This window comes from Micromonospora sp. NPDC050980, assembly GCF_040653835.1.
Classification (GTDB): Bacteria; Actinomycetota; Actinomycetes; order Mycobacteriales; family Micromonosporaceae; genus Micromonospora.
The window spans coordinates 12,796-39,663 of record NZ_JBFAGS010000023.1 but is presented as its reverse complement, the minus strand read 5'-3'; the positions used below and the strand labels follow the sequence as shown (position 1 = coordinate 39,663).

28 protein-coding genes and 1 pseudogene are annotated in these 26,868 nt (G+C 71.2%); 9 read left to right on the top strand and 20 right to left on the bottom strand.

What is annotated here, in order from left to right; translation table 11 throughout:
* The first annotated feature begins 26 nt into the window (after window positions 1-26).
* The 5 genes from AB0H28_RS25600 to AB0H28_RS25580 are packed head-to-tail and all read left to right on the top strand — an operon-like array spanning window position 27 to window position 4,211.
* The gene (locus tag AB0H28_RS25600) at window positions 27-953 is read left to right on the top strand and encodes a hypothetical protein (RefSeq protein WP_358045085.1); all 927 of its coding nucleotides are present in this window, start codon (window positions 27-29) and stop codon (window positions 951-953) included.
* A complete protein-coding gene (locus tag AB0H28_RS25595) occupies window positions 946-1,950 on the top strand; it encodes a DNA methyltransferase (protein ID WP_358045082.1) in 1,005 nt (334 codons plus the stop codon). The genes AB0H28_RS25600 and AB0H28_RS25595 overlap by 8 nt, the downstream gene beginning before the upstream one ends.
* Complete coding sequence (locus AB0H28_RS25590; protein WP_358045079.1) at window positions 1,947-2,813, top strand: hypothetical protein; 867 nt, start codon at window positions 1,947-1,949, stop codon at window positions 2,811-2,813. The genes AB0H28_RS25595 and AB0H28_RS25590 overlap by 4 nt, the downstream gene beginning before the upstream one ends.
* The gene (locus tag AB0H28_RS25585) at window positions 2,810-3,361 is read left to right on the top strand and encodes a DNA cytosine methyltransferase (RefSeq protein WP_013289213.1); all 552 of its coding nucleotides are present in this window, start codon (window positions 2,810-2,812) and stop codon (window positions 3,359-3,361) included. The genes AB0H28_RS25590 and AB0H28_RS25585 overlap by 4 nt, the downstream gene beginning before the upstream one ends.
* Complete coding sequence (locus AB0H28_RS25580; RefSeq protein WP_358045076.1) at window positions 3,339-4,211, top strand: hypothetical protein; 873 nt, start codon at window positions 3,339-3,341, stop codon at window positions 4,209-4,211. The genes AB0H28_RS25585 and AB0H28_RS25580 overlap by 23 nt, the downstream gene beginning before the upstream one ends.
* Before the next feature lie 26 nt (window positions 4,212-4,237).
* Here the strand turns inward: AB0H28_RS25580 and AB0H28_RS25575 are convergent, their stop codons facing one another.
* Window positions 4,238-5,563 carry an NYN domain-containing protein gene (locus tag AB0H28_RS25575; RefSeq protein WP_358045073.1) on the bottom strand — a complete coding sequence of 442 codons (1,326 nt, stop codon included), beginning with the start codon at window positions 5,561-5,563 and terminating at the stop codon, window positions 4,238-4,240.
* 75 nt (window positions 5,564-5,638) lie between these two features.
* Between AB0H28_RS25575 and AB0H28_RS25570 the strand changes: the two genes are divergently transcribed.
* Together AB0H28_RS25570 and AB0H28_RS25565 are read left to right on the top strand one after the other, a co-directional pair.
* Entirely contained in the window at window positions 5,639-6,082 is a 444-nt protein-coding gene (locus AB0H28_RS25570) for a hypothetical protein (RefSeq protein ID WP_358045071.1), read from the top strand.
* Complete coding sequence (locus AB0H28_RS25565) at window positions 6,079-7,554, top strand: tyrosine-type recombinase/integrase (protein ID WP_358045068.1); 1,476 nt, start codon at window positions 6,079-6,081, stop codon at window positions 7,552-7,554. Before AB0H28_RS25570 ends, AB0H28_RS25565 begins: the two co-directional genes overlap by 4 nt.
* A 508-nt stretch (window positions 7,555-8,062) precedes the next feature.
* Here AB0H28_RS25565 and AB0H28_RS25560 read toward each other — a convergent pair.
* From AB0H28_RS25560 to AB0H28_RS25470, 19 genes and pseudogenes are all read right to left on the bottom strand, one after another.
* Entirely contained in the window at window positions 8,063-8,518 is a 456-nt protein-coding gene (locus AB0H28_RS25560; protein WP_358045065.1) for a SitI3 family protein, read from the bottom strand.
* Between the two features lie 14 nt (window positions 8,519-8,532).
* On the bottom strand, window positions 8,533-8,934 hold the full coding sequence (locus AB0H28_RS25555) for a hypothetical protein (RefSeq protein ID WP_358045183.1): 402 nt from the start codon (window positions 8,932-8,934) through the stop codon (window positions 8,533-8,535).
* Window positions 8,935-9,083: 149 nt separating this feature from the next.
* Window positions 9,084-9,611 carry a DUF6244 family protein gene (locus AB0H28_RS25550; RefSeq protein WP_358045062.1) on the bottom strand — a complete coding sequence of 176 codons (528 nt, stop codon included), beginning with the start codon at window positions 9,609-9,611 and terminating at the stop codon, window positions 9,084-9,086.
* 210 nt (window positions 9,612-9,821) lie between these two features.
* Window positions 9,822-10,538 (bottom strand): DNA-directed RNA polymerase subunit alpha C-terminal domain-containing protein, encoded by a 717-nt coding sequence (locus AB0H28_RS25545; RefSeq protein ID WP_358045059.1) that lies wholly within the window; start codon window positions 10,536-10,538, stop codon window positions 9,822-9,824.
* A gap of 243 nt (window positions 10,539-10,781) precedes the next feature.
* A pseudogene (locus AB0H28_RS25540) lies at window positions 10,782-11,244 on the bottom strand (pyridoxal-phosphate dependent enzyme); the annotation flags it as partial.
* Window positions 11,245-11,261: 17 nt separating this feature from the next.
* Entirely contained in the window at window positions 11,262-12,386 is a 1,125-nt protein-coding gene (locus tag AB0H28_RS25535) for a hypothetical protein (protein ID WP_358045056.1), read from the bottom strand.
* 28 nt (window positions 12,387-12,414) lie between these two features.
* Window positions 12,415-13,158 carry a hypothetical protein gene (locus tag AB0H28_RS25530; protein WP_358045054.1) on the bottom strand — a complete coding sequence of 248 codons (744 nt, stop codon included), beginning with the start codon at window positions 13,156-13,158 and terminating at the stop codon, window positions 12,415-12,417.
* 431 nt (window positions 13,159-13,589) lie between these two features.
* Window positions 13,590-14,384 carry a methyltransferase domain-containing protein gene (locus AB0H28_RS25525; protein ID WP_358045052.1) on the bottom strand — a complete coding sequence of 265 codons (795 nt, stop codon included), beginning with the start codon at window positions 14,382-14,384 and terminating at the stop codon, window positions 13,590-13,592.
* 11 nt (window positions 14,385-14,395) lie between these two features.
* On the bottom strand, window positions 14,396-15,463 hold the full coding sequence (locus AB0H28_RS25520) for a hypothetical protein (RefSeq protein ID WP_358045049.1): 1,068 nt from the start codon (window positions 15,461-15,463) through the stop codon (window positions 14,396-14,398).
* Window positions 15,464-15,500: 37 nt separating this feature from the next.
* Complete coding sequence (locus AB0H28_RS25515; RefSeq protein WP_358045046.1) at window positions 15,501-16,220, bottom strand: ATP-binding cassette domain-containing protein; 720 nt, start codon at window positions 16,218-16,220, stop codon at window positions 15,501-15,503.
* A complete protein-coding gene (locus tag AB0H28_RS25510) occupies window positions 16,204-17,001 on the bottom strand; it encodes an ATP-binding cassette domain-containing protein (RefSeq protein ID WP_358045043.1) in 798 nt (265 codons plus the stop codon). The genes AB0H28_RS25515 and AB0H28_RS25510 overlap by 17 nt, the downstream gene beginning before the upstream one ends.
* Complete coding sequence (locus AB0H28_RS25505; protein ID WP_358045040.1) at window positions 16,998-18,074, bottom strand: hypothetical protein; 1,077 nt, start codon at window positions 18,072-18,074, stop codon at window positions 16,998-17,000. The genes AB0H28_RS25510 and AB0H28_RS25505 overlap by 4 nt, the downstream gene beginning before the upstream one ends.
* A complete protein-coding gene (locus tag AB0H28_RS25500; protein WP_358045037.1) occupies window positions 18,071-18,934 on the bottom strand; it encodes a branched-chain amino acid ABC transporter permease in 864 nt (287 codons plus the stop codon). Before AB0H28_RS25500 ends, AB0H28_RS25505 begins: the two co-directional genes overlap by 4 nt.
* Window positions 18,935-18,968: 34 nt before the next feature.
* The gene (locus AB0H28_RS25495) at window positions 18,969-19,502 is read right to left on the bottom strand and encodes an ABC transporter substrate-binding protein (protein ID WP_358045180.1); all 534 of its coding nucleotides are present in this window, start codon (window positions 19,500-19,502) and stop codon (window positions 18,969-18,971) included.
* Window positions 19,499-20,176 carry an ABC transporter substrate-binding protein gene (locus AB0H28_RS25490; protein WP_358045034.1) on the bottom strand — a complete coding sequence of 226 codons (678 nt, stop codon included), beginning with the start codon at window positions 20,174-20,176 and terminating at the stop codon, window positions 19,499-19,501. The genes AB0H28_RS25495 and AB0H28_RS25490 overlap by 4 nt, the downstream gene beginning before the upstream one ends.
* A 52-nt stretch (window positions 20,177-20,228) precedes the next feature.
* Window positions 20,229-20,840 carry an ATP/GTP-binding protein gene (locus AB0H28_RS25485; RefSeq protein ID WP_358045031.1) on the bottom strand — a complete coding sequence of 204 codons (612 nt, stop codon included), beginning with the start codon at window positions 20,838-20,840 and terminating at the stop codon, window positions 20,229-20,231.
* Window positions 20,837-21,247: a roadblock/LC7 domain-containing protein gene (locus AB0H28_RS25480; protein ID WP_123111405.1), complete on the bottom strand. Its 411-nt coding sequence runs from the start codon at window positions 21,245-21,247 to the stop codon at window positions 20,837-20,839. Before AB0H28_RS25480 ends, AB0H28_RS25485 begins: the two co-directional genes overlap by 4 nt.
* On the bottom strand, window positions 21,244-23,595 hold the full coding sequence (locus AB0H28_RS25475) for a nitrate- and nitrite sensing domain-containing protein (protein ID WP_358045028.1): 2,352 nt from the start codon (window positions 23,593-23,595) through the stop codon (window positions 21,244-21,246). Before AB0H28_RS25475 ends, AB0H28_RS25480 begins: the two co-directional genes overlap by 4 nt.
* A 147-nt stretch (window positions 23,596-23,742) precedes the next feature.
* Entirely contained in the window at window positions 23,743-24,213 is a 471-nt protein-coding gene (locus AB0H28_RS25470; RefSeq protein ID WP_358045025.1) for a helix-turn-helix domain-containing protein, read from the bottom strand.
* Window positions 24,214-24,496: 283 nt separating this feature from the next.
* Here AB0H28_RS25470 and AB0H28_RS25465 point away from each other — a divergent pair, with 283 nt between their 5' ends.
* Window positions 24,497-25,861 (top strand): helix-turn-helix transcriptional regulator, encoded by a 1,365-nt coding sequence (locus AB0H28_RS25465; protein ID WP_358045022.1) that lies wholly within the window; start codon window positions 24,497-24,499, stop codon window positions 25,859-25,861.
* Window positions 25,858-26,775: an aminoglycoside phosphotransferase family protein gene (locus AB0H28_RS25460; protein WP_358045019.1), complete on the top strand. Its 918-nt coding sequence runs from the start codon at window positions 25,858-25,860 to the stop codon at window positions 26,773-26,775. The genes AB0H28_RS25465 and AB0H28_RS25460 overlap by 4 nt, the downstream gene beginning before the upstream one ends.
* The last annotated feature ends 93 nt before the right edge of the window (window positions 26,776-26,868 follow it).

Sequence of the window (26,868 nt, the reverse complement as noted above, 5' to 3'; positions counted from 1 at the left end):
ACGGCGCGGCGCGGAGCCGACAGCACATGAGCGAGCACACGCCGCACCCGCACCACCCGGCCGGCCACACCGAGCCGGCCGACTCCACACTGATCGACCTGGTCGCCGGCGATCCGCCGGTGCCGATCACGGTCTGGCGCACGGCCCGTACCGACGCCGAAACCCACACCAGCCTACCCACCCGTCTGGCCTACCGCCTCGTCGCCGCGTACAGCCGGCCGGGGGAGGCGGTCGTCGACTTCACCACCGATCACGCCCTGTCCCCGGTCTGCGCCCGAGGCGGGCGCCAGCACCACCGCGCCTGGTTCACCGACAGCTCCACCCTGGTCATCGGACCCGCCACCACCGGCCTGCCGGCGGCCACGACCGAGACCACTCCGCGCACCGCGCCCGGCGAGCCGGATGGCGGCGACGCGCAGGAGCCGCCCGAGCTGGGCGACTGGTTCGGCGACGACCTCACCGACCCCGACCTGCCCGGCGCCGACGCCGCAGTCGTCCGGCCGCCCGACGACGGTCCGCTGGACGCGGCCACCAGCCTGGTGGTCGCCACCTGGCCGCTGCACGAGGCCGACACGACCGCCCGGGTCCGCCTCGCCTGGCTGCTGGCCGCAGGCGCGCGGCTACTGCGCCCCGGCGGCTGCCTCGTTCTCGTCGTCGGCGTGCCCGCCGGCACGCAGCCCACGCCGGAGGACTTCGGGCCGCTCGTGGCCGCCGCCTCCCGGGCCGGACTGGGCTACCTGCAGCACATCGTCGCCGTGGAGGCCGACACCGACGGCGACCAGTTCGTCTACCACGTCGCCGACGAGGAACTGCTCACCCTGGCCCACGCCAACCCCGAGCAGTGGTCGGTCGCCCACCTGCGGGTGCACGCCGACCTGATGGTCTTCACCCCACACCCGGCTCCCGCAGCCAAGTCGCGGCGGCGCCGCGACGGCGGTGAGCGCCGTGCCTGAGCACACCACCACCGGACCATCCGACCCGAACGAGCCGGACACCCGCAGCCCCGCGGCCAGCGAGGACTACCCGGGCCGGCGCCGCGACTACGAAGGCCGCCAGCGTAGGTACGACGGCCGCCACCGCGCCGACCCCGAGGGTCTGTCCGTCTGGGCCACCGCCCAGTCGACCGGCCCCGTCCAGCGACGCGGACGCTACGTGCCGGAATCGGTCAAGCATCCCGCCCGGATGCTTCCCGCGATCGCCGCCCACGCCATCGCCGCCTACACCCAGCCCGGCGATCTGGTCCTGGACCCGATGTGCGGCATCGGCACCACCCTGGTCGAGGCCGTCCACGCCGGACGCGACGCCTTCGGCATCGAGTACGAGCCGCAATGGTCGAACATCGCCGACGCCAACATCCGCCACGCCCACGACCAGGGCGCCACCGGACGCGCGTCGGTCATCCGCGGCGACGCGACCCGACTGATGTCCCTCGTCCCGAAGGCACTCACCGGGCAGGTGGCGCTCGTGGTCACCTCACCGCCCTACGGGCCGACCGTCCACGGCCTCGTCCGACCCGGCGAGCACGGGGTCGTCAAGTACGACGACCGGTACAACGACGGCGAGGACCGGGGCAACCTCGCCTACCGCGACCTGACCGGCCTCGCCGACGGCTTCGCCCAGATCCTGGCCGGCTGCGCCGCCCTGCTGCGACCCGGCGGCGTCGTCGTGGTCACCGCCAGGCCGTGGCGCAAGCGCGGCGAGCTGGTCGACCTGCCCAGCGCCGTCATCGCCGCCGGGCTGCGCGCCGGGCTCGTGCCGATCGAGCGGTGCATCGCCCTGCTAGCCGCGGTCCGTGACGGGCAGCTCGTCGCCCGCCCGTCGTTCTTCCAGCTCCAGCAGGTCCGCAAGGCCCGCTCGTCCGGGGTGCCGATGCACCTCATCGCGCACGAGGACGTCCTGATCTTCGCCAAGCAGGCGCCGCCGCAGGACGGAACCGAGGTGGTCGTGTGAGCGCACCCACCCACCGCTACCTGTCCCTGGGCGCCGGCGTGCAGAGCTCCACGCTCCTGCTGCTCGCCGCCCAGGGCGCGATCCCCGGGTTCGACGCGGCGATCTTCGCCGACACCGGCTGGGAGCCAGCAGCAGTCTACCGGCATCTGGACCGCCTGACCGGCATCGCGCGGCAGGCCGGCATCGAGGTCGTGCGCGTCAGCACCGGTGACATCCGGGCTGACGCGCTCGACCCAGGCCACAGGTTCGCCTCCATGCCCCTGTTCACCCTGGGACCCAACGGTGAGCGGGGCATGGCCCGCCGGCAGTGCACCGGCGAGTACAAGATCAAACCGATCAAGGCGGAGGTGCGGCGCCGGCTGGGCTACCCGCACCCGACGCGAGTGCCGGCCGGGGTTTGGGCGGAGGTCGCGATCGGGATCAGCCTCGATGAGATCGGCCGGGCCCGTGACTCCGACGTCGCCTACATGCGCAACGTGCACCCGCTGCTCGACCTGGGCTGGCGGCGCACCGACTGCCTGCGCTTCCTGGCCCAGCACGGTCTTGCCGACACCCCGAAGTCGTCGTGCGTGGGCTGCCCGTTCCACGACGACGGCTTCTGGCTCGCCATGCGCGAGCACAGCCCGCAGGAGTGGGCCGACGCGGTCGCCTTCGACCGCGCCATCCGCAACGGCTCCGCGCGGGCCAACGCCGACGGGCACCCGCTGCGCGGGCAGTTCTTCCTGCACCGCCAGCGGGTGCCGCTCGACGAGGTGCAGCTGCGCCCACGCCCCCGACCAGGGGATGCGCCGGGCTGTGGGCCGTGGACCTGCCCCCACGACGAGCCGGCGACAGCGGACGCCGGGCGCGGGGAGGTGGCGTGAGCATTGCCCACACCACCGCCCCCCGCATCGGATCGGTCTGCACCGGCTACGGCGGGCTCGACATGGCCGTCGAACTGGTGCTCGGCGGCCAGCTCGCCTGGTACGCCGAGACCGACCGGCACGCCGCCACCGTCCTCGCCCACCACTGGCCCGACGTCGACAACCTCGGCGACATCCGCACCGTCGACTGGACGCAGGTCGCGCCCGTCGACATCGTCACCGCAGGATTTCCCTGCCAGGACATCAGCAACGCCGGAAAACGCGTCGGTATCACCGGCGAGCACTCCAGCGTCTGGAACCACGTCGCCGCAGCCGTTCGCGTCCTTCGACCGCGGCTGCTCTTCGTGGAGAACGTCGCTGCCCTCCTGCGGCGAGGACTCGACGTCGTCCACGCCGATCTGGCCGCGATCGGGTACGACACGAGCTGGCTATGCCTACGCGCATCCGACGTCGGTGCCGCCCACCGCAGGGACCGGCTGTTCCTGCTGGCCACTCCCGCCGAGCCAGTGGGAGGGGGTTCGGACGTTGCCGACACCGTGCGCCCGTGACGGCAAGGGCCCCGGCCACCCGTACGGGCTGCCGGACCTGGTCGAGCCGGCCGGCACCCGTCACAGCCTGCTGCCGACGCCGACCGCAGTGGCCTACGGGTCGAACATGTCCCCCTCGGCGGGGGCGGCCCGCCGGCCGTCCCTGGCCGGCATCGCCTCGCGGTTGCTGCCGACGCCGACAGTGGCCGACAGCCGGTCCTCGGCGATCGCCACCGCCGGACGCACCACGCCCACCGGGCGCGCGGGCCGGGCGCCGAGCGACGCGGCGCGGCTGCTGCCGACGCCGAGAGCCAGCGACACCGGCACCCCGGGCCGACGGGCCGGCGTCGGATGGCGACCGCCGCTGTCGCAGGTACTGCTGCCCACCCCCAGGGCAACCGACGGCACCAAGGGCTGCCCCGGGCAACGCGGGTCGCACGGCGACCTCACCCTGCCGTCGGCAGCCGTGCAAGTTCCGGTCCGGACGCTGCCTACTCCGCGCGCCTCCGACGCACACGGGCCGGGTAAGCACGGTGACGGTGGCGCGGACCTGCGCACCACCGTGGCCGGGCTGGGCCAGCCCGACGCCGACCGGTGGGGGGTGTACGCCGCGGCGGTGGCCCGGTGGGAGCTGCAGCTCGGACGGCCCGTGCCGGAGCCGACCCAACCGGGGCGGCACGGCAAACCGGTCCTGGCGCCGCCGTTCGTGGAATGGCTCATGGGCCTCGACGAGCACTGGGTCACCGACCCAACTCTCGGGCTGCCGCGCACCGCCGCACTACGGGTTCTCGGCAACGGCGTCGTCCCCCAACAGGCTGCCGCAGCGTTGCGGCTATTGCTGTGCCCCCGTCGGTGGGAGGTGCGCGCGTGACCAGCGGTCGCCGCAGGTGGAACGCACTACGACGGATTCTCCGTCCGGCCTACCTGCTCGGTGCTGTTGGCAGATGGTGCGCCCAGCCAGGCGTGGACCGTCGCGACCTCATCGTCGGAGAACATGATCTCCGCTGCGTCGGCGCGGCTGAGAACGTTGCCGACGAACGCTACTGCGATCTCGTCGGCTGCCGGTGGAGGTTGGCGGTGCAACGGGCAACCGCCGAACGACGTGCCCCGCACGACGAACCCGACGGCGTTGCGGCTGACCGGCAGCCCCTGCTCACGAAGGTGGTCACGAGCCCAGCTGGTGCACTGGGTCCAGTTGAACCGCTGAGACTGGGCGTACTCCGCGAGTGTCCGGTAGATCGCCGGCCACCAGGGTTGCGGCATCCGCGGCAGATCGAGCTGGTCGCCCAAGCGCTCGACGGGATCCGGCAGGGCGACGCGTGGTGGCGTCGCGGTGACGGCCTTCGGAGCCGGATGGCGGCTGGTGTCCCAGAGCAGGTGCTGCGACATCCGCAGGTCCGGCAACGTCAGGCTCGCCACGGCTCGGGCGAAGCTGCCGAAGCCGAACCAGTTGCTGTCGCTGACCGACGGACCGAGCTGCGTCCGCAGCCGGGAAGCGAGCGAAGCCATGTTCAACGGCTCGGTCGCTGCGGTGTACTCCTGGGTCACGATTGACCGGAAGGCCTCGTACGCCTCGCTCTGGCCAGAGGCAGGAATGTCACCGTCGACAGCGGCCACATGCTCGTCGAACCCCTCCTCCACCTCACTGTCGGGCTCGTCGTCGAGGTCGACCGACTCGCCCTGCACCAGTGCCAGCAGTTGCTGGCTGTCGAGAACCTGGTCGGCGATCGCGGTGAAGGCCTCAGCCGCGTCGGCCGGTGACACGATCATCGTTCGCCGGTCGGAGCGGCGCAGGCGTTGCAGCAAAGGGGTCATGTCGGAGTCGCCAGAGGCGATCACGAACTCGTCGTACCGGGTGTCGGCGGACAGCGCGTCGACGGCGTCGACGACGATCCTGATGTCGGCCGCGTTCTTTGTGCTGCTGTAGCGAGGGCAGTCGATCACGTCGAAGCCGGCTCGAACGAACGAGGGCCGAAACTTCGAGAAGTACAACCGCGTCTGCTCCCCGCCCGGGTCTGGGCGGTACACCCAGCCGGCGGGATTGAGGTAGCAGCGCAGGACCAGCCAGCGCCGCGCGCCATCCGTCGTGGCCGTCGTCGCCAGCCGGCGCAGCCATCCCGCCGGGTTCTCGGCGAAGTGAACGGCCACGTCCGGATCCAACTTGTAGAGGCCGCTGAACACGTTATCGAAGTCGAGGTAGAGCGCCGCCCGAACGTGACTCACGAGCGCAACCTACCAACCCTGAGCAAGGACGCCATCACACGTACTGCCCCGCGGCAGTACGTGTGGTGGCGCGTGATGGTCCGCCACGAGCGAGGCCCACACCTGTCCGACCTGATTCCACTCTCCTCTCCCTTTCGACGATTCGGAGTAATCACCGTGACCAGTCACGACATCGGTCCCCCAGAAGCGCTCAGCACCCCGGCCAGCGGTGGCGGGGTGTGGACCGAAGAGCGCATCCGCGCACTCGGCGCGATCACCGACCTACCCACCGCCGGTCGTGTCTTCGGCCTGGGACGAGCCCTGTCCTACGACCTCGCCCGCACCGGCGAATTCCCGGTGCCGGTCCTGCGGGTCGGCGCCCGCTACAAGGTGCCCGTCGCCGGCATCCTCACCGCCCTGGGCCTGCCGCCGTCGCCCGGCGACTTGACCCCGAGCGGGATGCGAAGCGTCGATCACCACGACGAAATCAGCAGCATCGACCCGCCGCACACCGGCGGCGACAGGAAGGCCGAACCGTGACCCGCGCCCGTAACCCCGAAGGGGCCCTGACCAAGCGCTGCACCTGCACCGACCCGGACACCGGCAAGCGGCTCGGCAGCCGGTGCCCGAAACTACGCCGCCCCGGCGGCGGCTGGCACCCCACCCACGGCGCGTGGGGGTACCAGATCGAACTGCCCGTCCGACCCACGCAGCCGCGCCGGCAACTGCGCCGCTCCGGCTTCGACAGCCGCGACACCGCCACCGCCGAACTGCGCCACGCCCGCGCGCTACTCGACCTCGCGGGCGGCGAGGCCGACCTCGCCGTCGAGGTCGGGGACCTGCTGCACGCCTGCCGGCCCGGCACGCCGCTGCCCGACCGCGACGCGGTCGCCGCCCGCATCCGCGCCGGCGTGCCCGCCTCCGTTCCCACCACCACCGGCGAGTACCTGACCGTCTGGCTGGATGGACGGCGCGGGTTGGCGGAGAAGACCGTGCGCGGCTACTCCGACCACATCCGCCTGTACCTGCTCCCCCACCTCGGGAAGATTCCCATCCAGAGCTTGCGCACCGGGCACATCGAGGCGATGTTCACCGCGATCGGTCGCCAGCAGGACGCCATCCGCGCCGCTCGCGCCAGTACCGACCCCGCCGTCCGCGCGAGCGTCAAAGGCGTCCGGCCGATGGAGGCCGCCAGCATTCAGCGGCTCTACGCCACCCTGCGCAAGGCCCTCAACGACGCCGTCGTCCGGGCCAAGCTGATCCCCACCAACCCCGCCCTCGGCGTCGAACTACCCACGGCGAAGCGACCCAGGGCGCGGGTGTGGACTGTCAAGGCGGTTGAGCACTGGCAGGCCACGGGCAAACGGCCGAGCCCGGTGATGGTGTGGGTGCCCGCACAGGCCGGGCGGTTCCTCGACTACACCGAACGACAGGACATCGTCCTCTACGCGATGTTCCTGCTCATCCTGCATCGCGGCCTGCGCCGCGGGGAGGCGTGCGGCCTGCGCGACCACGACGTCGACCTCGACGCCGGCTACCTCACCGTCGTCGAACAGATCACCACCGTCGGCTACACACCCATCACGCGACCCGTCAAGAGCGACGCCGGTGACCGGATGGTGCCCCTCGGCCCGAAAACCATCGCCGTCCTGCGGGCCTACCTTGAGATGCGCAGCCGGTGGAAGACCGTCAGCGGCGACGACTGGCCCGACACCGGCCTGTTCTTCGTCCGCCCCGACGGCAAGCCCTGGCACCCACAGACCATCAGCGACCGCTTCGATCACCTCATTGCCAAAGCCGGGCTGCCGCCCGTGCGGCTGCACGACCTACGCCACTGCGCCGCCACCTACCTACGCCACGGCGGCGCAGACATGAAGGAGGTCCAGGAAACCCTCGGCCACTCCACCATCGGCCTGACCTCCGACACCTACACCAGCGTCATCCTCGAACTCGAACGCGGCAGCGCCGACGCCGCCGCCGACCTCATCCCCCGCAACGATCAAGCCGCCTAACAGCAGCACAGCGCCACCGACCGAACGAGCCACGCCGCCCACGCCGCCCACGGCGCCGATGCGAAACCCGGCCCCTCTCGCCTCCGGGAGGGGCCGGTCATGTTCGTTGCCGGGCATGACATTTCGCCCCGCCTCCTCCACCCACATGCCTCGCCGCTCTTCTGATCAGGTCAAATCAGGCCATTGGGAAGCGCTAACATCGACGCGCCGCAGTGGGTGCGTTGGCGGAACCGCCAGCCACGTCGTGGACAGAATTCTTGATCGCTCCGCTCGCCAGTCGGTGGGCTCATCATCTGGTGGCCCGACCGTTGATCTTGCCCGCCAAGCCGTCGGGCGAAGTCGTCGTCCTGTCCCGCATCGGCCACCAGCCACCGGCCACAAGAGAGAGCGCCACGCTAACGCAGCCGGAGCCGGATGCGAGGCCGCCTTCGCACCATCGGGTGTGGCACGTCCTCAGGCACCGCAGGTCACGGGTGGAAGTCGATAGCTGCGGTGATGCTTGGTTGCCTCACCCGCCAGGAAGGATGCCGTCGAAGGTCTCGTCGTACCACAGGGCCACGTTGTGCTTACGCACGATTCCTGCGACGCGCGTCACCAGCAGCCAGTTGCCGTCCTGCACCAGTGCGGCGTCCTCGGGCCGACCGCGCAGCACACGGGCCACGGTCGCGAGCATGGTCGGGATCCCCTTGTCGCCCATGTCGTCGGCGCGCATGCGGAAGCCGACGTTGACGTGGGTGTCTGGTTCCCACTCCCAGCGGGAACCGTCGTCGTCTTCGGCGTCGTAGTAGCCGTGGGTGCCCGCGGTGATGCTGACCGCGTACCCGCACTGCTCGTAGAGGTCAGCGCTGAACAGCCGCGTATGACCGGGAAGTGCCGGCTTCTCGGTGGCCTCAGGAGCGGCGATCTCCGCCACCTGGTCCAGCGGGATGTCGCCCGCCAGGGTCAGTCGGAATTCGATAGCCATGTGCGCTGCCTCCTTCAGGCCCGGCGTACGATCTGCACGATCTCACGGCTCGTCGTCACCGCCACCAGCTCGGTCAGCCCTGGTATGGGCCAGTCATCGAACTGCTTGCGCAGGGCTACGAGGTCTCCACGCCAGTCCTGGAGGTTGAGCACCACCCGCTGCGTTTGCTGCTCGCCGACCTTGTGGGAGACCTCGCTCCAGATGCCCCGCACGGGCTTGGACGCGGTCGGAGAATAGCAATCGAAGACGTGGCCTTCGATCAGATAGTCAGGGTTCTTGTCCGGGTCTCCCGTATCGCCCGTGTTGGCACGGGCGTTTGCGACTTCCTGCTTGGTGGGGTTCTGGTGGAGGCGGTAACCCTTGTCGGCAACCGTGTCGGCGCACTCGTTCTCCAGCTGGACCGACCGTTGCGCCACCACGGACTTCTGGTTGCGGGAGACCATGGTCCGCGGTCCCGTCGGCGATCCGCCCAGGACACCGGTAGGTTTCCTGCGCCACGATGTCGGTGTTTCAACAGCGTCGCCGTGAGGGGTAGGGCTGGCCGGTGCGGGACCGCCAGCCCCCGTCAGTTTCCCGAGGACCCCAACTGTCGCGCCTCGGCGATCGCCGCTTCGGCGAACTGCCGCGCAGCACCGGCGCGTTGAGCGACCAGCACCAAGACCTGCTTCACGCTCTCCAATGCCTGCAGCAGCGGCCCGGGCTGCCCGCCCTGCAGGACCATGGCAACGAGCTGCTGCGCCTCGCCTACCTGGGCGATGGCACCCGTGGTTGCGTCACGGGCGCTGTCAGTCGCGCTCACTACGGGGGTCAGCGCGGCGATCGTCTCCTGTGCGGTGGCCTCGCGGGGCACCGCCGCGGTTGCCTTCGCCGCCTCACCGAACGACCCGGCGAGGCCACCCAGGCCGCCCTGGATTCCGGTGATCGCCGTCCGCACCCGGGTCATGCCCGCAGCCACTGCGGCGAAGCCCGCGGCCGCGGCTCGTGCTGTCACCTCCTGCGCCTGGCTGTCCGCGGCGGCTGCGAGTCCCCTCGCACGCTCCACGCCTGCCATCAGCGCGCGGAATTCACCGGCGATCTTCTCGATGTGCGACACGTGGCGGACGCTCCCAATCGGAGACAGTGAAGGTCGTCAACCGCTGAAACTACCGGGGCGTCCTTCGGGCCACCAGACGGTGCCGGGGTGCACGCCGCCTCGGGTCCAGCGCGGGCTCACCCATTTTCAGCGCTGCCGCGCCCGCGCGGTCCGAGCGGAAGGTCAAAACCCCGGCGGCGTACCCACACGGGGCAGGGGCCACCCGGGTCTTCACGGGGAGCCCACCGCCTGGCCAGGGCGACGGGCGTAGGCGCGGGCCGCGACGTTGAGGGTGTGGGTGAGGAACTCCTGCGCGCGGTCGGCGGTGTCCTGGTCGTCGAGGGCGCGGGCGTGATCGGTGAGAATGCTTAGCAGGGCCATCAGCTCGCGTTGCTGCTCGTAAGCCAGCGACAGCAGCGGCCAACCGTGCTTGTTGGCGACGGGTCCGGCCGCTGCGGTGATCGCCTCACGGATCGGTTGCACCGACGACGCGCCGAGGCCGCGGATGGTGAGCAGCGCGGCGTCTGGAACCGCGGCGAGCTGCTCGACGGTAGTGAGCTGCTCACGCAGCAGGGCGTTGAGAATGCGGTTGGGCAGCCAGGGGCTCAGCGTCTCGGCTGGCCTGCCGGGAGTGGACAGCAACCGCTGCCACCAACCTCGGCAGGGCAACAGCCGCCGCACGGCGGCGGCGAGGTCTTCTTCACCGGTGACGATCATGGTCTTCTGGTCGAGGCGGTAGACATCGATGCGTACGCGACCGTAGAGACCGTGGCCTCTAAGCAGGTAGCCCCGCACGGCTCGTGGGTTGAGGTCGAGTTGCTCCAGAAGCCAGTCCAGCGCGCCGGCGACCCGGTCGAACGAGGGGTTCGCGGCGGCGGGCAGGGACACCCCGATGAGGTGCGCCTCGACGACTTCGCGTGGTGTGAAGCGCCCAGTGGCATCGACCATGGCCGACACCCTACCCATCGAGCGAACGCGACCGCCTTGAGCAGTCCCGTCCGGAGACCGACCGGGCGGACCATTGAGGGCACGGCGAAGAAGGCCCCGATGACCCAGGACGCCAAAGCCCGTATTCAGTCGGCCGCCGCGAAGAACCCCACCAGCTCGACCGCCCGCACCGACTTCGACCGGCGGGCGCAGTCCGCTGCCAGCCACCACGACGACGACCGGTACACCCGGCAGCGCCGGGTGTTAACACTCGTCGAGCAGGACCGACGCCAGCACGCCCGGGTCGACGTTGCCGCCGGTGACCACCGCGACCGTACGCCCGGTGGGAATCTCGGCGGACCGGAACAGCCGGGCGGCCACCGCCACCGCGGCGCTCGGCTCGACGACCAGCCGAGCATCGCGGACCAGCCGGCCCATCGCGGCGCGGATCTCCTCCTCGGTGACCGTGACGATGCGGTCGAGCCGGGCGGACAGGTGGGCGAGCGTCAGCTCCGACGGCGGCAGGCGCAACCCGTCGGCCATCGTCTGGTAGGTCCGCTCCTCACCCCACACCACCACCGACCCGGCGGCGAGGGAGTCCCGGGCATCGGCGGCCAGTTCCGGCTCCACGCCGATCACCGTCGCCTCCGGCCGCAGCGCCCGCACCGCCGTCGCCACGCCCGAGGAGAGCCCAGCCGCCCACCGGCACCAGCACCACGTCCACCTCGTGGCCCGCTGGGGCTGTCAGCGGTCCTGGAGCGCGTGCACGTGGTTGCGTGCGGCGCAGTCCTGCCACATCCGCTCGAGGTGGCTAATCATTCGGGCCGTCGCCGGGTGCCCCGGGTGGGCACGGCGGTGGGCGGTGATGGTGTCGGCGAGCAGGGTGCGGGCGGGAGTGCAGTGACCGAGGTCGTGCAGGACGACAGCGAGGCTGGCTTGGGTGGCGAGGGTGGGGTGGGCGTGAGGGCCGGCGGTGGCCGCAAGTTGCTCGGCGAGGTGGCGGTACAGGTGGTAGGCCCTCTGGTGGTGACCGGCGAGCCGGTGAGCGGCGGCGAGGGTGTGCAGGACGGCCAGCGTCACGGCGGCGGTGGGGCCTTGCAGGTGCGTGTGGGCCTGGTGGGCGTAGGCGGCCCAGCGGATCGCCGCAGTGGGGTGACCGAGGCGGATGAGCACCTCGGCGTGCAGGTGCGCGGCGTCGGCGTGTGCCAGGTCAGCCGGTGCGGTGGTGAGGTCGACGGCGCAGAGCGCGGCGTGCAGGAGTTCGCGGGCGTGGGCGGGGTTCTTGGTCGCGAGTGCGCGGGCGAGGTCGAGGTGTTCGGTGAGCGGCGCGGTGCTGCTGACGACGGGACGCCAGGTTATGCGCAGGTCGGCGGGGTGGCATCCGGCGGTGACGCGGCTGATGATCCTGCCGGCGCAGGCAGCGGCCGTCTGCGGGCTGTGTGGATGCGCGACCGTGGCGGGCACGATGTGCGGTGCGTGGCGTAGCACGGCGCGACCGATCACCTCGACGATCCGCGCGGCGGGCAGGGCCGGGCGGGGGCAATCGGGTGGGCACTCGTAAGCCACCTCTTCACCGGCGGTGAGCACGGCGGTCATGGGCCGGCGGCAGATTCGGCACCACAGGAGGCCCAGGGGTAGCGCCGGTGCGTCAGGGGCGTCGCTTGCAACTCGTTCTTCGGTCGCCGTGTCGATCGTGGTGGTGGTCGTGGGGCGGGAGTTGGTGACCCACTGCTGCACGAGCCGGCGGTGCAGGTTCAGTTCTTGGGCGACGGCGGTGACGGCGCGGTGGCTGCCGGCCGCGCGCTGCTGGTGGACGCGGGTGACGGCGGCGTCGATCAGTTCTTGCGGGTACTTGCGGGGAAACGGCATGTCGGAGGGGTCCTCGGGCCAGGCAAAGTCAACTGATGGGGCGTGGGTTCGACGCCGCACGTCTTGACGGGGGTTGGTAGGTGCAGACGGCCGCGTGGTCGTGGCGGGGTGGCCGGGTCGCTGCATGCTGCACCTGCTGGCGCAGCGGGTCGGGGTGAGCGCTGGCCAGGTGCAGGGCTTGCCGGTAGTGGTGGGTGGCGAGGTGGGGTTCGGCGCAGTCGCGGTACATCCCGGCCAGGCGGGTGAGCATCCGGATCGTCAGGTGATCGTTGTCGCCGGCCTGGGTGCGGCGGGTGCGCCAGGCGTCGGTGAGTTCGCCGTGGGCGGTGGCGCAGGTCCCGGCGTGGTGCAGGGCGGTGGCGAGGTCGGCGCGGGCGGCGAGCGTGCGAGGGCTGCTCGGGCCGTCGACGGAGGTGAGGGCGGCGGTCAGGTCGCGGTAGCAGGCGGCAGCGGGGCGGGAACGCCCGCAGGCGAGTAGCGCTGCGGCGAGGACGCCGAGCGCGCGTACCGTCGTCGGGTGCTCGGGGCCGTGGTGGTGGCGGCTGCGGGTGTGCGCCCAGCCGGCCCAGTCGGCTGCGGCGGTGGGGTGGCCGGTGCCGGTGAGGGCGTGGGCGTAGAGGACCGCGGTGTCCACGGCTGCCGCGGGGACCGCGTTGGCGCGGACCTGCGCCAGCGCGGGCCGCAGCAGCGCCGCGACCGCCCCGAGGTCTCCAGCGGCGACGAGATCCTCGGCCCGCACGATCAACTCCTGCCGTGGCACGATTGCTGTCACCGCGCGGATGCCCGCCTCACGCGCCGCCGCTGCCCCGGGTCGGGGCGTGGACCGCGGTGGCGGCACGACAGGCGGTTGTAGGCGGCTTGGGGGCAGTCCCTGGGCACGAGGCCGCGGTCGGGTCCCTGTTCGCCGCGTCCCTGCGCCGCGGTGATGGCCTGATTGTCCCCGCCGCTGCCCACGGCACCGGCGCGAGCTGCTGGCGCGGCGTTGCGGGCGGGCGGAAGCGTGCAGCGCATGGCGTCCCTTCTCCTTGGTGGGGCTGGGAGATGGCCGGCGGCGGCGAACGGGGGATGCGCCGCCGCCGGCCACGCCGGCTTCCCGCCCTCCCCTTGCGGGCGGTTGACCGGCTCGCCCGCCGCTGACGGCTGACGAGGCCGTGCGGTGGGCGGGTTCGCGGGCCGGGCGTGCCGCCGCCCGGTCCGGTGAGGTCAGCGGGGTTTGCGGGCGGTGGTGCAGGCGAACTCGTAGCCGCGTACCACCACGGTCGGGTCGGCCATCAGCTCGGCGAACCGGTCCAGGTCGCTGGCGACGAAATCGGCCTTGAGGAGCTGGTCGCGCAGTTGTCGGGCGTTGTCGGCGTACAGGCGGCAGCCGGGGCTGCCGCCTGTCCAGGTCTGCGCGAGCCAGCGGGTGTGGACCTGCTCGAGGCCGGCGTTGAGCAGCAGGGTGGGGGTTTTCTCGCCCCAGTGCAGGTCGACGCCGCGGTCGGCGAGGACGTCGAGGATGCCGTGCACGATCCGCACGATCAGCTCGGCGTCGCCGCCGGTCGGGGCGTGCGGGACGGTGGTGCGGGCGTAGACGATCTCGCCGAGGACGATTCGGCCGCCGGGGCGCAGCGCGGTGATCATCTGCTCGAGCAGGAGCTGGCGGTTGGGCAGGTGCTCCAGCACGCAGCGGGCGGTAACCACGTCGACGCTGCCGGCCTCGACGGGTAGGGGTTCGGTGCGCAGGTCGCGCTGGTAGACGTCGAGGACGCCGGTGGGCGCCAGCAGGGTGGTGTCGAGGTCGACGGCGATCACCTTGCCGGTGGGGCCGACGAGGTCGCACAGGTGTCGAGCGATGGAGCCGGCTCCGGCACCGACGTCGAGGACGTGCTGCCCGCGCGTGATGCCGCCGTGGTTGAGGTCGTCGATGGTGATCGGGTCGAGCATCTCCTGCAGCGGGTGCAGCTGGGTGGGAGTGTTGCGGAACTGGTAGCGCTGCGCCGCGGTGGTGGCGGTCATGTGACGGTTCCTTACTGTGCGGTTGGGGGTTCGGGGGTGCAGGGCTTCTCGGGGTGGACGACGTGGCGGCCCTGCCGGCGGGGCATCATCAGGTTCGCCGGCTGCGTCGTCTCGAGGGCGTCGGCGGTGGGTGGTTCCCACCAGCGGCGCTCGGTGTGGGTACGGGTCAGCAACAGCAGGTAGGCCGACGGCTGCCAGCCCGAGGGGGTGCGGGTGGCGCGCTCGTAGGCCAGGACCTGTCCGGTGGACGGGTGCAGGATCAGCAGGTGCCGCTGGATGGCATCGCCGTTGGTGGTGGTGGTGGTGGCGACGCCGATGCCGGTGCGGCCGGCCCGGTCGACGGTGCGGGGGTAGGCGACCAGCCCGGGTGTGTACGCCAGTTCTGTCACGGCGAGTGCCCGCCCTGATGGTGCGGGGCTGTGCCAGGTGGCCAGTGCGGCGAGACCGGTGACGAGTCCGCCGTCGCCGTCGAGGTCGCTGGTGTGCAGACCGGCGTTGTGGCGGAAGAAGTCGCCGCTGGTGAACGCCTTCGACAGGTTGCGGTCGCTGAGCCATCCGGGCGGCCAGAAGTCGTGCGTGACGCCCGGCCACGGGTCCGGGTATTCGCTGGTCAGGGCTGCGCCGGAGTCGTCGTCGTCATACCAGCGCACGATGTCCCGCGTCGTCTGCCCACCCTTGTCGAGGTGCCAGGCGCGCAGGCGCACCAGGTCGAACCGGCCGCTGACCGGGTCGCAGGCGTCCGCTGTGATGCGCTGGGCCAGAGCGTTCAGGACAGGTCGGGCCGCGCGTGGGTACGCCACGACGGTCGCCGACGGCGCGGCGACCGTGGCGGCCAGCTCGGCAGATGGTGCGGGTTCCGGGACCGCGCAGCTGTTGTCGGCGGCGACCAGGGCTGGCATGTGCAGCTTCGGCGGCGCCGAGATGCCGGCGAGAGTCAGCGTGGCGGCTACTGCGGCGACGCCCGCGGCGGCGGCGCCGCAGCGCCGCGGGGCTGTCGTGAGTGCGAGCAGTCGCAGCGGGTTGCTGGTGTCGACGCCGCCGGAGTAGCCGTCGACGCGTGGCGCGGCGCGGTGCCGCATCAGGCGGTGGATGGGTTGGCGGGTGTGCATGTTGTCTCTATTCGGCGCGCGGGCTGGTGAGGGTGAGGTGGTCGCGGATCAGGCGTTCGGCCTGTCCGCTTCCCGCATCGAGGAGCTGGCCGAGCCGTCCGGCGGTCAGCACGTGCACGCTGTCGGCGAGCGCGGCGGCGGCGCGGACGTGCGGGAGGGTGACCAGCACGGTGACACCGCGTTGGGGTAGCTGCCGCAGCACGTCGGCTACCTGACCAGCCACGGTGGGGGCGAGTCCTTCGGTGGGCTCGTCGGCGAGCAGCAGCCGGGGGGCGGTGCGCAGCGCGCGGGCGATGGTGAGCATCTGTTGTTCCCCGCCGGAGAGCTGATGGCCCCGGTGGTGCAGCCGCCCGGCGAGCGCGGGGAACAGATTCAGCACCTCGTCAATGCCGAAGGCGGGTCCGCGGTGGTGGCGGGCGGGTCGGGTGACGGTGAGGTGCTCGGCGACGGTCAGCGACGGCCATAGCCGCCTCCCCTGCGGGGCGAGGGCGACACCGGTGCGGGCGGCGTGGGTGGGCCGCCAGCCGGTGACGTCGCGGCCGTCGCAGAGCACCGTCCCGGCGGTGGGGCGTAGGTGCCCGGCGAGGGTGTGCAGCAGGGTGGTCTTTCCCGCGCCGTTGGGTCCGACGATCGCGTGCACGGCGACGGCGGTGAGGTCCAGGTCGATGCCGTGCAGGACCGGGGTGTCGCGGTGGTAGCCGGCGGTAAGGTCACCGGTGCGCAGCATCGTCGCCTCCCGCTCCGAGGTAGAGGGCGGCGACGGCGGGGTCGGCGCGCACGGTGTCGGCGGGGCCGTCGGTGTGGCGGCTGCCGTGGTGCAGCACGGTGATCCAGGTGGCCAGTGCGGCGACGACGTCCATGTGGTGCTCGACGAGCACCACGGCCATCCAGCTCGGCAGCCCACCCAGGATGTCGAGCAGGCGCGCGGTGTCGGTGTCGGTGAGGCCGGCGGCGGGTTCGTCGAGGAGCAGCACGCGGGGTTGTCCGGCGAGGGCGACGGCGAGGTCGAGCATGCGGCGGTGCCCGTGGGACAGGACCGCGGCTGGATGGTCGGCGTGGTCGATCAGGCCGACGAGGTCGAGTACTTCCAGGGGGGTGCGGTCGGGGTGGTGGCGGTGGTGCCAGCCGCCCATGCGCACGCAGTCCAGGACGGTGAGGTCGGGGTAGACGGCGGGGTGTTGGAAGGTGCGGCCGATGCCAGCCCGGGCCCGCCAGGCGCCGCTGCGCCGGGTGATGACCTGCCCGTTGTAGGTGATCGTCGCGGTCTGCGCGCGGGTGGTGCCGGCGAGGAGGTCGAGCAGGGTGGACTTCCCGGCGCCGTTGGGGCCGATGACCGCGTGGCGGTCGCCGGGGGCGACGGTGAAGGTGTCCAGGTCCAGGACGATCAGCCTCTGGTAGGCGTGGCGCAGGCCGGTGGCGACCAGGCCGTTGCCGCGGGCGCGGTCGACCTCGGTGGCAGTGCGCTGGGAGGGGGCCGGCTCGACGTCGACGCGGTGGACGGTTCTCACGGTGTGCTCCTGACGGCGGGTCGGGCCGCGCCGCTGCCCGCAGGCAGGTCCTGGTGGCGCTGACGGCGCAGACGGGTGGGCAGGATCCGCTGACGGTGCAGACGGTGGGGCAGGGCCGTCAGGCCGCCGGGCAGCAGGTACACCGCGGCGACGAACAGGGCGCCCAGGAGCAGGGGCGCGTGGCCGGGCAGGTCGGCGGCGGCGACATCGCGGACGGTGAGGACCGCGACCGCCCCGGCGGCGGCGCCGGGCAGTGAGGTCGCGCCGCCGATGACCACCGCGAGCAGGGTGAGGGCTGCGGTGGTGAACCCGACGTCGGCGGGGGTGATCCAGCGGTGGGTGTGGATCAGCAGCGCCCCGCCGGTTCCGGCGAGCGCTCCGGCGCCGGTGTGCACGGCCCACAGGTAGGCGTACACGCGGTGGCCGCTGGCGGCGGCGCGTGCCTCGTTGCCGCGCACGGCCGCCAGCAGCATCCGTCGGTCCCCGCCGAGCAGGATCACTGCCGCGGCGGTGGCGGCGATTGCCACCGCGGCGGCGTAGAGCAGCACCGCCCGGTCGGCCAGCAGCGGCGGCAGGCCGGGTAGCAGCCGAGGTGCGGGGATGCCGGCGAGCCCGTCGGTGCCGCCGCTCACGCTGCGCCACTGCGCGGCGGTGGTGGCGGTCAGCTCCGCGGCGGCGAGGCTGAGCATCAGCACCACGGTGCCCCGGTGGCGGACCAGCACCACCCCGAGCAGCCCGGCCAGGGCCGCACCGGCGGCGGCGGCGGCGATCAGGTGCAGCAGCGCGAGGTCGACGCCGGCCAGGGTGAGGCGGGCGGTGGTGTAGGCGCCAGCGGCGTAGGGGGCTACTTGGGCGAGGGTGGGCAGGCCGGCGTGCCCGGTCACCACGGCGACACTCGCTGCCAGCACGGCGAGGGGCAGCATCCTGGCTGCGGTGGCGTGCAGGTATGGATCTGCCGACGCCGCGACGGCGCAGAGACCCGCGACGGCGAGGCTGGCCGGCGCCCACGACCGCCACCGCGCCGCCTGCGCGCTGACCCACGGCGCCGTGGGTCCCGGCGTGGCGGTGTTCACGGGCGTGCCTGCGCGGGCAGGCTGGTGCGACGCGCGAGGAGCACCGCGGCCATGGCGCCTATCAGCAGGTAGGGGGCCACCGTCGGGAAGCTGGTCACGCCGAGGGTCTGCACGACGCCGACGGCGAGGGCGGCGGCGACCGCGCCGGGCACCGAGCCGAGCCGGCCGCAGACCACGACGATCAGCGACAGCAGCAGCACGGTGTCGGCGGTGCCCGGCCCGACGCCGAGGATCGGCGTGGACAGCGCTCCGGCGAGCCCGGCCAGCGCCCCGGCGGTGACGAGGACGCTCGCGTCGACCAGCCGGGGGTTGACACCGATGCCGGCGACCATGGCCCGGTCGTCGACGGTGGCGCGGATGAGCCGGCCGGCGCGGGTGCGGTGCAACAGCACGTACCCCGCGGCGCAGACGACGACGGCGATGCCCAGGACCGCGAGCCGGTCGACCGGGTAGCGGTGCCCGCCGACGGTGATGGTGGCCTGCAGGACGGCGGGCAGCCGGGGTCGCAGGGTGTCGGGGCCGTAGACGGTGGTGAGCAGGTCACCGCCGGCCAGGGCGAGGCCGAAGGTGAGCAGCGCCTGGTCGAGATGCCCCCGTCCGCGCAGGGCGGCGGTCGCCGCGGCGAGCACCCCGCCGCCGGCCGCACCGGCAACGGTCGCGGCGAGGACCGCGAGGACGAGGCCGGTCCAGGTGCCGGAGCTGGTGGCGGCGGCGACGTAGCCGCCGGCCGCGATCAGGGTGCCGTGCGCCAGGTTGAGCACCCCGCCCGCGCCGAAGGCGACGGTCAGTCCGGCGGCGGCGATGGCCAGGAGCAGCCCGTAGGCGATCCCGTCGACGGCGGGTATCAGGTAGGCGTCCACGCGCACGGCACCCCTCTCGATGTGGCTGTCGCGCTCAGCTGGCGGGCAGGGTGGTGAGGTCCTGCACGAGCACGTTGGACAGCACCGGCCCGTCGGCCTTGACCTCGCGCAGGTACCAGCGCTGCACCGGCCGGTGCTCGGTGGGCTCGAACTGCCAGTCCCCGCGCGGGCTCACGATCCGCCCCACCTCGCCGATGGCCTTGTTGAGCTCCTCACCGGTCACGTCGCCGTCGACCGCGGCCAGTGCCCGGTCGAGAACCGCGGCGGCGTCGTAGGAGGCCATCGCGAACGTCGTCGGCTGCCCGGTGTGCCCGGCGGCCGACCACGCGGCGACGAACTGCTGGTTCGCGGGGTTCGGCAGGGTCGGCGAGTAGTTCAGGACGTTGCGGATCCCGGTGGCTGCCGGGCCTTGCGCGGTCAACACCGACCCCTCGGTGAGGAACCCGGCCGCGTAGAGGGGGACGTCCTTGAGGTCGGACTGGGCGTACTGCTTGACGAACGCGACCGCGGCGGCGCCGGCGTAGAAGGTGTAGACAGCCTTGGGCTTTTCCTGCGCGGCCCTGTTCAGGTACGGCAGGAAGTTCTCCGCGTGGGGAACGGCGTGAACACGGTCTTGCCGTCGGGGTTGGCGAGTTTCCCGCCGAGCTTGGTGAACGTGTCGGTGAAGCCGCGCAGTTCGTCGTAGCCGCCCTGGTAGTCCGGGCCGATCGCGTACACCTCGCCGTCGCCGACCTGCGCCTTGATGTGCGAGGCGATGGCGATGCCCGGCTCGTCGGAGTTGTAGGAGGTGTGCCACGTGTAGGTGAGGTCGCGGGCCTTCCCGCCGACCGGGGCGAACGCCGGCCGGGCGTTCGCGCCGACCAGGGGGATTTTCTTGGCGGTGGTGAGGGTCTGCACCTTGTCGACCGTCGCTCCGCCGACCAGGCCGGTCAGCGCGACGACCCGGTCGCGTTCGAGGAGTTTCTGCGCGGCGGGGACGGCGGTGGCTGGGCCGTCGCCCTCGTCGCCGACGATGAGGTCGACCTTCCGGCCGCCGAGCTTGCCGTCGTGCGTGTCGAGGTAGAGGCGGAAGCCGCGCTGCATGTCCTCGCCGACAGTGGTGTAGGTGCCCGACAGCGACACCAACAACCCGACCCTCACCGTGCCCGCGTCGCCGGGGCTGTCGGTGCAGGCCGCAGCGGCGAGCAGGACAGCGGCTGCCGCGAGCGCGGCGATCCGGCGTCGCATCGATCTGGTCGTCATTATGTGCTCCTTGCCAGAGGGGTTCAGGGAATGGCGGGTTCGCGGGCGCCGGTCAGGGGCTCGTGGCTGCGGCCCGCGTGGGATTGGACCGAGCGGTGCGGGCGAGGACGTGCTCGACGAGGGCGATGAGCAGGTCACGCACGCTGTCGCGGTCGCGGGCGTCGATGGCCACCACGGGCACGTCGGCAGTGACGGCGAGGGCTTCGCGGACCGCGTCAACCGGGTAGGTGTGGCCGCCGGGGAACTGGTTGACGGCGATGACGAACGGCAGGTCGGCGTTGTCGACGTAGTCGAGGTGGCGGAAAGAGTCCTGCAGCCGTCGGGTGTCGACCAAAACCACCGCGCCGACCGCGCCGCGGACGATCGCGTCCCACATGAACCAGAACCGGTGCTGCCCGGGGGTGCCGTAGACGTAGACGGTGACCCCGTTGATCTCCAGCCGGCCGAAGTCCATCGCCACCGTGGTGGTGGTCTTCGCCGGTGTGTGCGTCGTGTCGTCGGCGGTGTTCCCGGCGGTCATCACCGCCTCGGTCGTCAGCGGCGCGATGTCGGACACCGCGCCGACGAGGGTGGTCTTCCCGACGCCGAACGGACCGGTCAATACGATCTTCAACCGTGGCGGCCCGGCGGGGGCCCGCACCGCCACGGCGGTGGGCGCGGTCACCGGGGGCCGTACCCGGCGGCGGCGAGGTTCCCGGCGAAGGCCGGGGTGAGCTGGTCGCGGACCTGATCGGCGAAGCGGTGCAACTCGCGGGTGACGAAGGCGATGTCCGCGCCGGGTTTGGTCAGCGCCAGCAGCGACGCGCCGCTGCTGACGGTGACCAGCATGAGGAACCCGTTCTCCAGGGTGGTGAGGTTTCCCTCGACCGCGCCGCCGGCGAGGTCACGGGCCGCGCCGTTGATGAGGCTGTTCATGCCGGCGGCGATCGCGGCGAGCCGTTCGGCGGCGTCCCGGTTGAGGGTGCCGGTGAAGGCCAGCAGCAGCCCGTCGGCGGACACCGCCACGGCCTGGCTGATCCCGGGTATCCGGGCGAGGTTGGTGCTCAGCAGCTGGCTCAGGTGATTGCTCATGCGTGACCTTCCGAAGGGGTGTGGCGGCCGAGGCCGCGTTGGTAGGCGGCTGCCGCCTCGGCCAGCCGCTCGGAGGGACGTCGAGGTGGCTCAGGGGCGGGCAGCGGCGGCGGCGTGAACGTCGCCATCGGCTGACGCACGGGAAGCCCGTTGAGCGTCGTCGCGGCACCCTCATCCGCAGGGGGATGCGGCGGTGTGGGGGCTTGCAGGTGGACTGTGGCGCCGTCCTCGAACCACGGCGACGGCGGGCGCCGCCGCGCTGCCTCGTCGAACACTGGGGTGGCCTCTCGCTCCACTGCCAGCGGCCGGCGTGTGATCGTCGGCAGCGGCTGGGTTGGGCTGTCGCCGACGCGCAGGGAATCAGGCCTGCGCGGTGCGGGAACGACCGCCGGTCGGCTCGTCGGGGCGGGGTTGGGCAGGGTGAGGGTGGAGGCGGGGGTGCCGCCGGGCGGGCGACGCCCGGCGATCGGGCCAGCGGGCAGAGCGACCGGTGATGGGATCGTGACCAGCAGCCGCTCAGCGGGGATCTCGACCTCGGCGACAGTGCCGTGTGGCTGCGCCGGCAACAGCCGCACCGCCAAGCCGTGAGATGCGGCGAGGACCGCGACGGTGGCCAAGCCCTGCCGGCGGATGTGGTCCACCTCGATCTGCGGGGCGGGCGCGGCCAGTTCCCGGTTGAGCCGCGCCAGCAGGTCCGGTGTGATACCGGTGCCGGTATCGGTCACCTGAATGATCACCCGGTTGCCCAGCAGGTGCCCCGTGATCAGTGTTTCGCTCGGGCTGTAGCGGGTGGCGTTGTCCAGCAGCGACGCCAGCAGGTGCACCAGATCGTCGATCATCGCCGGCGGCACCAGGATCCGGTCGTCGATGAGGCCCAGGTTCACCCGCCGGTACTCCTGAACCCGACCCAGCGCCGCCTGAGCGACCGTCACCAACGGCGTCGGTTCGGGGTGCACGGTGCCCACCGACCTGCCCGAGAGCACCAACAAGTTCTGGACGAACTGCAGCAACTGCGCCGCGAGGTTGTCCAACACGAAGTACGTGTCCAGCGTCGCCTCGTCGGCCTCGTCGCGCTCCGCCGTATCGAGGGCTTCCAGCAGGCGGTGAGTCATGCCCTGGCAGCGCCGGCCCACCGCCTCGACCGCAGCGGACGCCACCCGCCGCTGCCGGGCAAGATCTCCTGCGATGCGGTAGGTGGTCAGCGCGAGGGTGTCGAACGCGGCAGTGACCTCGTCTACCTCGTCCCGGCTGCTGCGCGCTGGCGCCAACTCGGCCGGAGCCGGCGGCATCGACGACGGATTCGCCGGGTCGGCCTCCGAAACCCGCCGCACCAGCTCAGGCAGATCGTGATCAGCCATCCCAGTCACCGCGTCGCGCACCCGCCGCAACCGTCGCGCCAACGCCCTGCCCTGCCTCCACGCCAACACCGACGCAGCGACGACCAGCGCGACCGCGACAGCCGACAGCACGCCCGTGGTCACCCACTGCTGCCTGCGCTGCCGTCCCACCTCGGCGGCGATATCCGCATCGACGCGAATCTGCACCGAGTGCAGCCGATCACGCCGCTCACCGCTGGCCGCCGCCCACCGCGACGCGTTCACCCGCAACCGCTGACCAACCTGCGTACGGGCGACCTCGTCGTCGAGACGCTGCGCCTCGAGGACCTGCGGTCCGGACAACGCCTGGTCCAACCACGACTGCCACCGCGCCGTCGACCGCTGCGACACCGCCAGCAGCGCCTCGTCATACCCGGCACGGTTCGCGGCCAACTCCCGCTGCACCGCCTGCGACACCACGGCGCCATTGCCGGCAGCCACAGCGGCCTGCTGGATACCCGCGTACTGCCCCGCCTGCGACAACGCCGCAGCCACCCGCAGCTGATCGGCCACCACACCATCCGCGCCGCCGACCTGACCCACAGTCCCCCGCAGCGCAAGACCCTGCGCGATCACCGCCCGATAGCGCACCAGCACCGAAGTCAACGACGTCGCCCTCGCCTTGACCTGCTCCCGAACCGCCGGCAGCAACCGCAACTGCTCATCGAACGGCTCCACCAGCTGCCCCACCACCCTCTCCGAGGCATCGAGCTCGCCACGGCGCTGGCGGTAGGCGTCCACCGCCCGATCGGAGGTCGCCACCTGCTCGAGATAACCGTTAAGGCCACCCGCCGGATCGGCAACCAGCCCAGCAGCGACCTGCCGCTCCCGGTCAAGTTCGTGAAGGACCCCACCCGCCGCTGCGGACACGGCCACCAGCGACTGCAGGTGATCGGCACTGCGCGCCTGACGGCTGGTCGATGCCACACCCCACGAGGCGAACACCAAAGTCGCCACCAGCGGGATCAGCAACAGAAGCGCAAGCCTCCGGGCAACAGGCACAACATTCCTTCCTGATTCGAGAGCCTGAATGGGCTTAACTTGAGGGCATGAGGCGGGCGCAGACCTCGAACCCGCTGACTCGCTGAAGCCTGTCGACACCGCTACGGCCTCGACGGTTCATGAAGGTCCACGCCAGGAGGAGCGCTGCGACGCAAGCGCCGCCGCTCGGGATGCGCTCTCCCGCGGGCTGGCTTTATCGGCTGGGCCGAGCGGCACCGCACCAACTAGGACATGCGACTTCCTCGTATGGGCCGACAATTCCGGACGTTCTTGACCTGCTTCGATCGCAGCGATCCCAGCGTCGGCGGTTGCCGCTACTTGAAGGGACAAGCGCTCACGGTCCACCAACGGCAGCAGTTCTTCCAACACGCCTCCGGTATTCAGCACCACGTCACAACGCGCGGCGAATCCCGCTGGCGGCCATCGGAAGGCCTTCTCCACTTTGGCAATTAGGTCGGCGCTGACATACACAAGTCCTGCCAAATGCGCTTGTGAGAAATTACGCAGCTGACGCCATTCACGCAACAGGGCGCCAAACAAGTGCCTCGGTGACGCATCGGGGGTAAGGGTGCGCGGACGCTGAGGCATCGTCAGGTCCCGCTCACGTCATTGCACAGGAAGTGTCCAGGTCTGACCAGCGGACGCGTCATCTGTTTTCCTCCCCATCCTGAAGCGACCCTGTCCCACCGCCGGTCGCAGCCTCAGGTTTCCCCAAGATGACGGACCGTGTAAGTACGGGCACCCATCTGCTTCGATAGGCGGCATGGGTGCCTAGTCGCGCTAGTCGCCGCCGCAAGTCGGGATTTCGTTCGAGGCTGCCTGCGGCTAGCCTGCGGAGACGGGCCAGCCTTTCGAGCCAGCGAGGACCGACATGAACGCTGACGAGGCATCTACGGATGCCGTAGCCCCTGCGGTGTGGGAACATCGCGAGATGCGCCAGGCGCTGGCTTCACGCGACCTGAAGACGATCTACCAGCGGCTCCAGCGGGTCGGGGTTTCTCAACGGAGGATCGCTCGCCTGACCGGCCAGACGGCGTCCGAGGTGTATGAGGTGCTCAAGGGCCGGCGGGTCATGGCGCACGACGTCTTGGTCCGCATCGCCGACGGCCTCGGCATTCCTCGCGGCTACATGGGGGTGGCCTACGACGAGTCGACTGAGACCGCGCTCGATCTGGCCGCTGCGACATGCTCAACCCACGCTGATGAACGAGAGGAGGTGAGGCGCCTCCTCTCCCATGCGGCCAACGTCACGATGGGAACTGCCCCCGACGAGATCGCCCGCTGGTGGCAGCCAATTGACAGGCAGGTCGCCCCTGCCCCTGCTCGCGTTGGCGTGTGGGATATAGAGCAGATCGAGGCGCTCACAGCCACAATGCGCACGCTGGACTACCGCCACGGCGGTGGAGCCTGCAGGGACGCCGTGGCAGCCCAGGTTCGCTGGGCTCAGCAGCTCCTTACAGCCACCTGCGACGACCAAACCCTCACGCGCTTGCATCTAGCCCTGGCAGACCTACATAACCTTGCTGGGTGGACCTCGTTCGACGTCGGCATGTACTCCGTAGCACGAAAGCATTTCGCCCGCGCCCTCGAACAGGCCAAGCACGCCGAAGACTTCTCATTGGCAGCCAACGTCCTCTACCGAATGGGACGCCTCCATCTACATCGCGGCATGCACCGTGAAGCGTTGCGATTTTTTCAGCTTGGCCAGATCGCTGCTCAAGACTCAGGCTCTGGGCTGACGGTCGCCATGCTGTGCGTCAACGAGGCGTGGGCATATGCATTCCTCGACGATCCGCAGCAGATGCACCGATCGATCGGCCGCGCCCAGGACGAATTTGCTCGCGCGGATCGCCAAAGTGCGCCGACTTGGGTTCACTTTTTCGGCGAGGCGGATCTTAATGCGTCCATAGGTGTCACCTTGTCCGCCCTCATGTCACCTAGCGACGCAGATCTCAACGCCAGCGTCGGTTACCTGCAACAGGCAGTCGCCATGCGAGGGCCAGGCATGGCCCGGAGCAAGATCTTCGAGCTGACAGCTCTTGCCGTTGCGTGCCTGCGGGTCGGGGAGCATGACCGGGGCCTTGACGCGGGTCGTCAGGCGGTAGCCAACGCAGCAACGGTGAGGTCGGTCCGGACAATAGACAGGATGGAACCGCTTCGATGCCTCGCGGAAAGTCACGATGGGGATTTGCGTGATCTTGCGGATGAGATTTCTGCCCTGCGGGCCGCATCGTGACTAACCTATCCAGGCCGGGCGATGCTTCCCCCGCCCTCGGCCGTGATGCCGTCAGCACCGTCTTGCACGCGATCTGTGACCAGGTTGGCCTTGAGTCCGCCGGGGCGAGACTCATCAAGTTCACCAACAACGCCGTCCTGGACCTGCCCCACGAACCGATTGTCGTCCGGATAGCTGGTTCGCAAACGGTTCGCGATCGGGTGTCGAAGGTCATCACCGTTGCTGAGTGGCTGGCCAGACACCGTATGCCCGCTGTGCGACTGTTTCCGGGGATCAACCAGCCTGTCGAGGCGTATGGGCATCTGGCAACCCTCTGGTGGCGCGTTTCCTCGACGGGACGCGCACCGACCGGAGCACACCTTGGTCGAATTTTGCGCCGCTACCACAGCCTTCCGCCGCCGGAGACGCCGCTCCCGCCTTGGCGACCCCTAGTTCCGATCCGGCAGCGCATCGCCGAGACCGACGGCCTGCCCCAGGAAGTCGTGACGTTCCTCGAGACGAAGTGCGAGCAACTCGAAGAGGCGGTCGCTCGCCTCGAATATGCCCTCCCGGCAGGGCCAATCCACGGCGACAGCTTCCTTGGCAACCTCATCCCGGGGCCCGAGGGTGCAGTGATCTGCGACTTTGACTCTGCGGCCTACGGACCCCGCGAATGGGACCTAACGCCTGTAGCAGTCGGAGAACTGCGCTTCGGCTACCCCGGCAACCCGCAAAAGAAGCTAGCCATGACATACGGCTTCGACATCACCGGCTGGTCGGGCTTTCCCATCTTCCGCCAACTCCGTGAACTCCAGCTAGTGACCAGCGTCCTCCCAGTGCTACGAGGGAATCCATCTCTTGGCGATCAGTGGCGGCATCGTATGAGGACCTTCCGCAACGGCGACCTCGACGCTGCTTGGACGCCGTACCGGTGAGGAATGGCTAACCCTCCGGGCCCGCGTCGCTCCCCGGAACCCGCTCCTCGCGCCGCCGATCCCCCGGCGCCGCTGCCCCGAACGGCTGCTGCT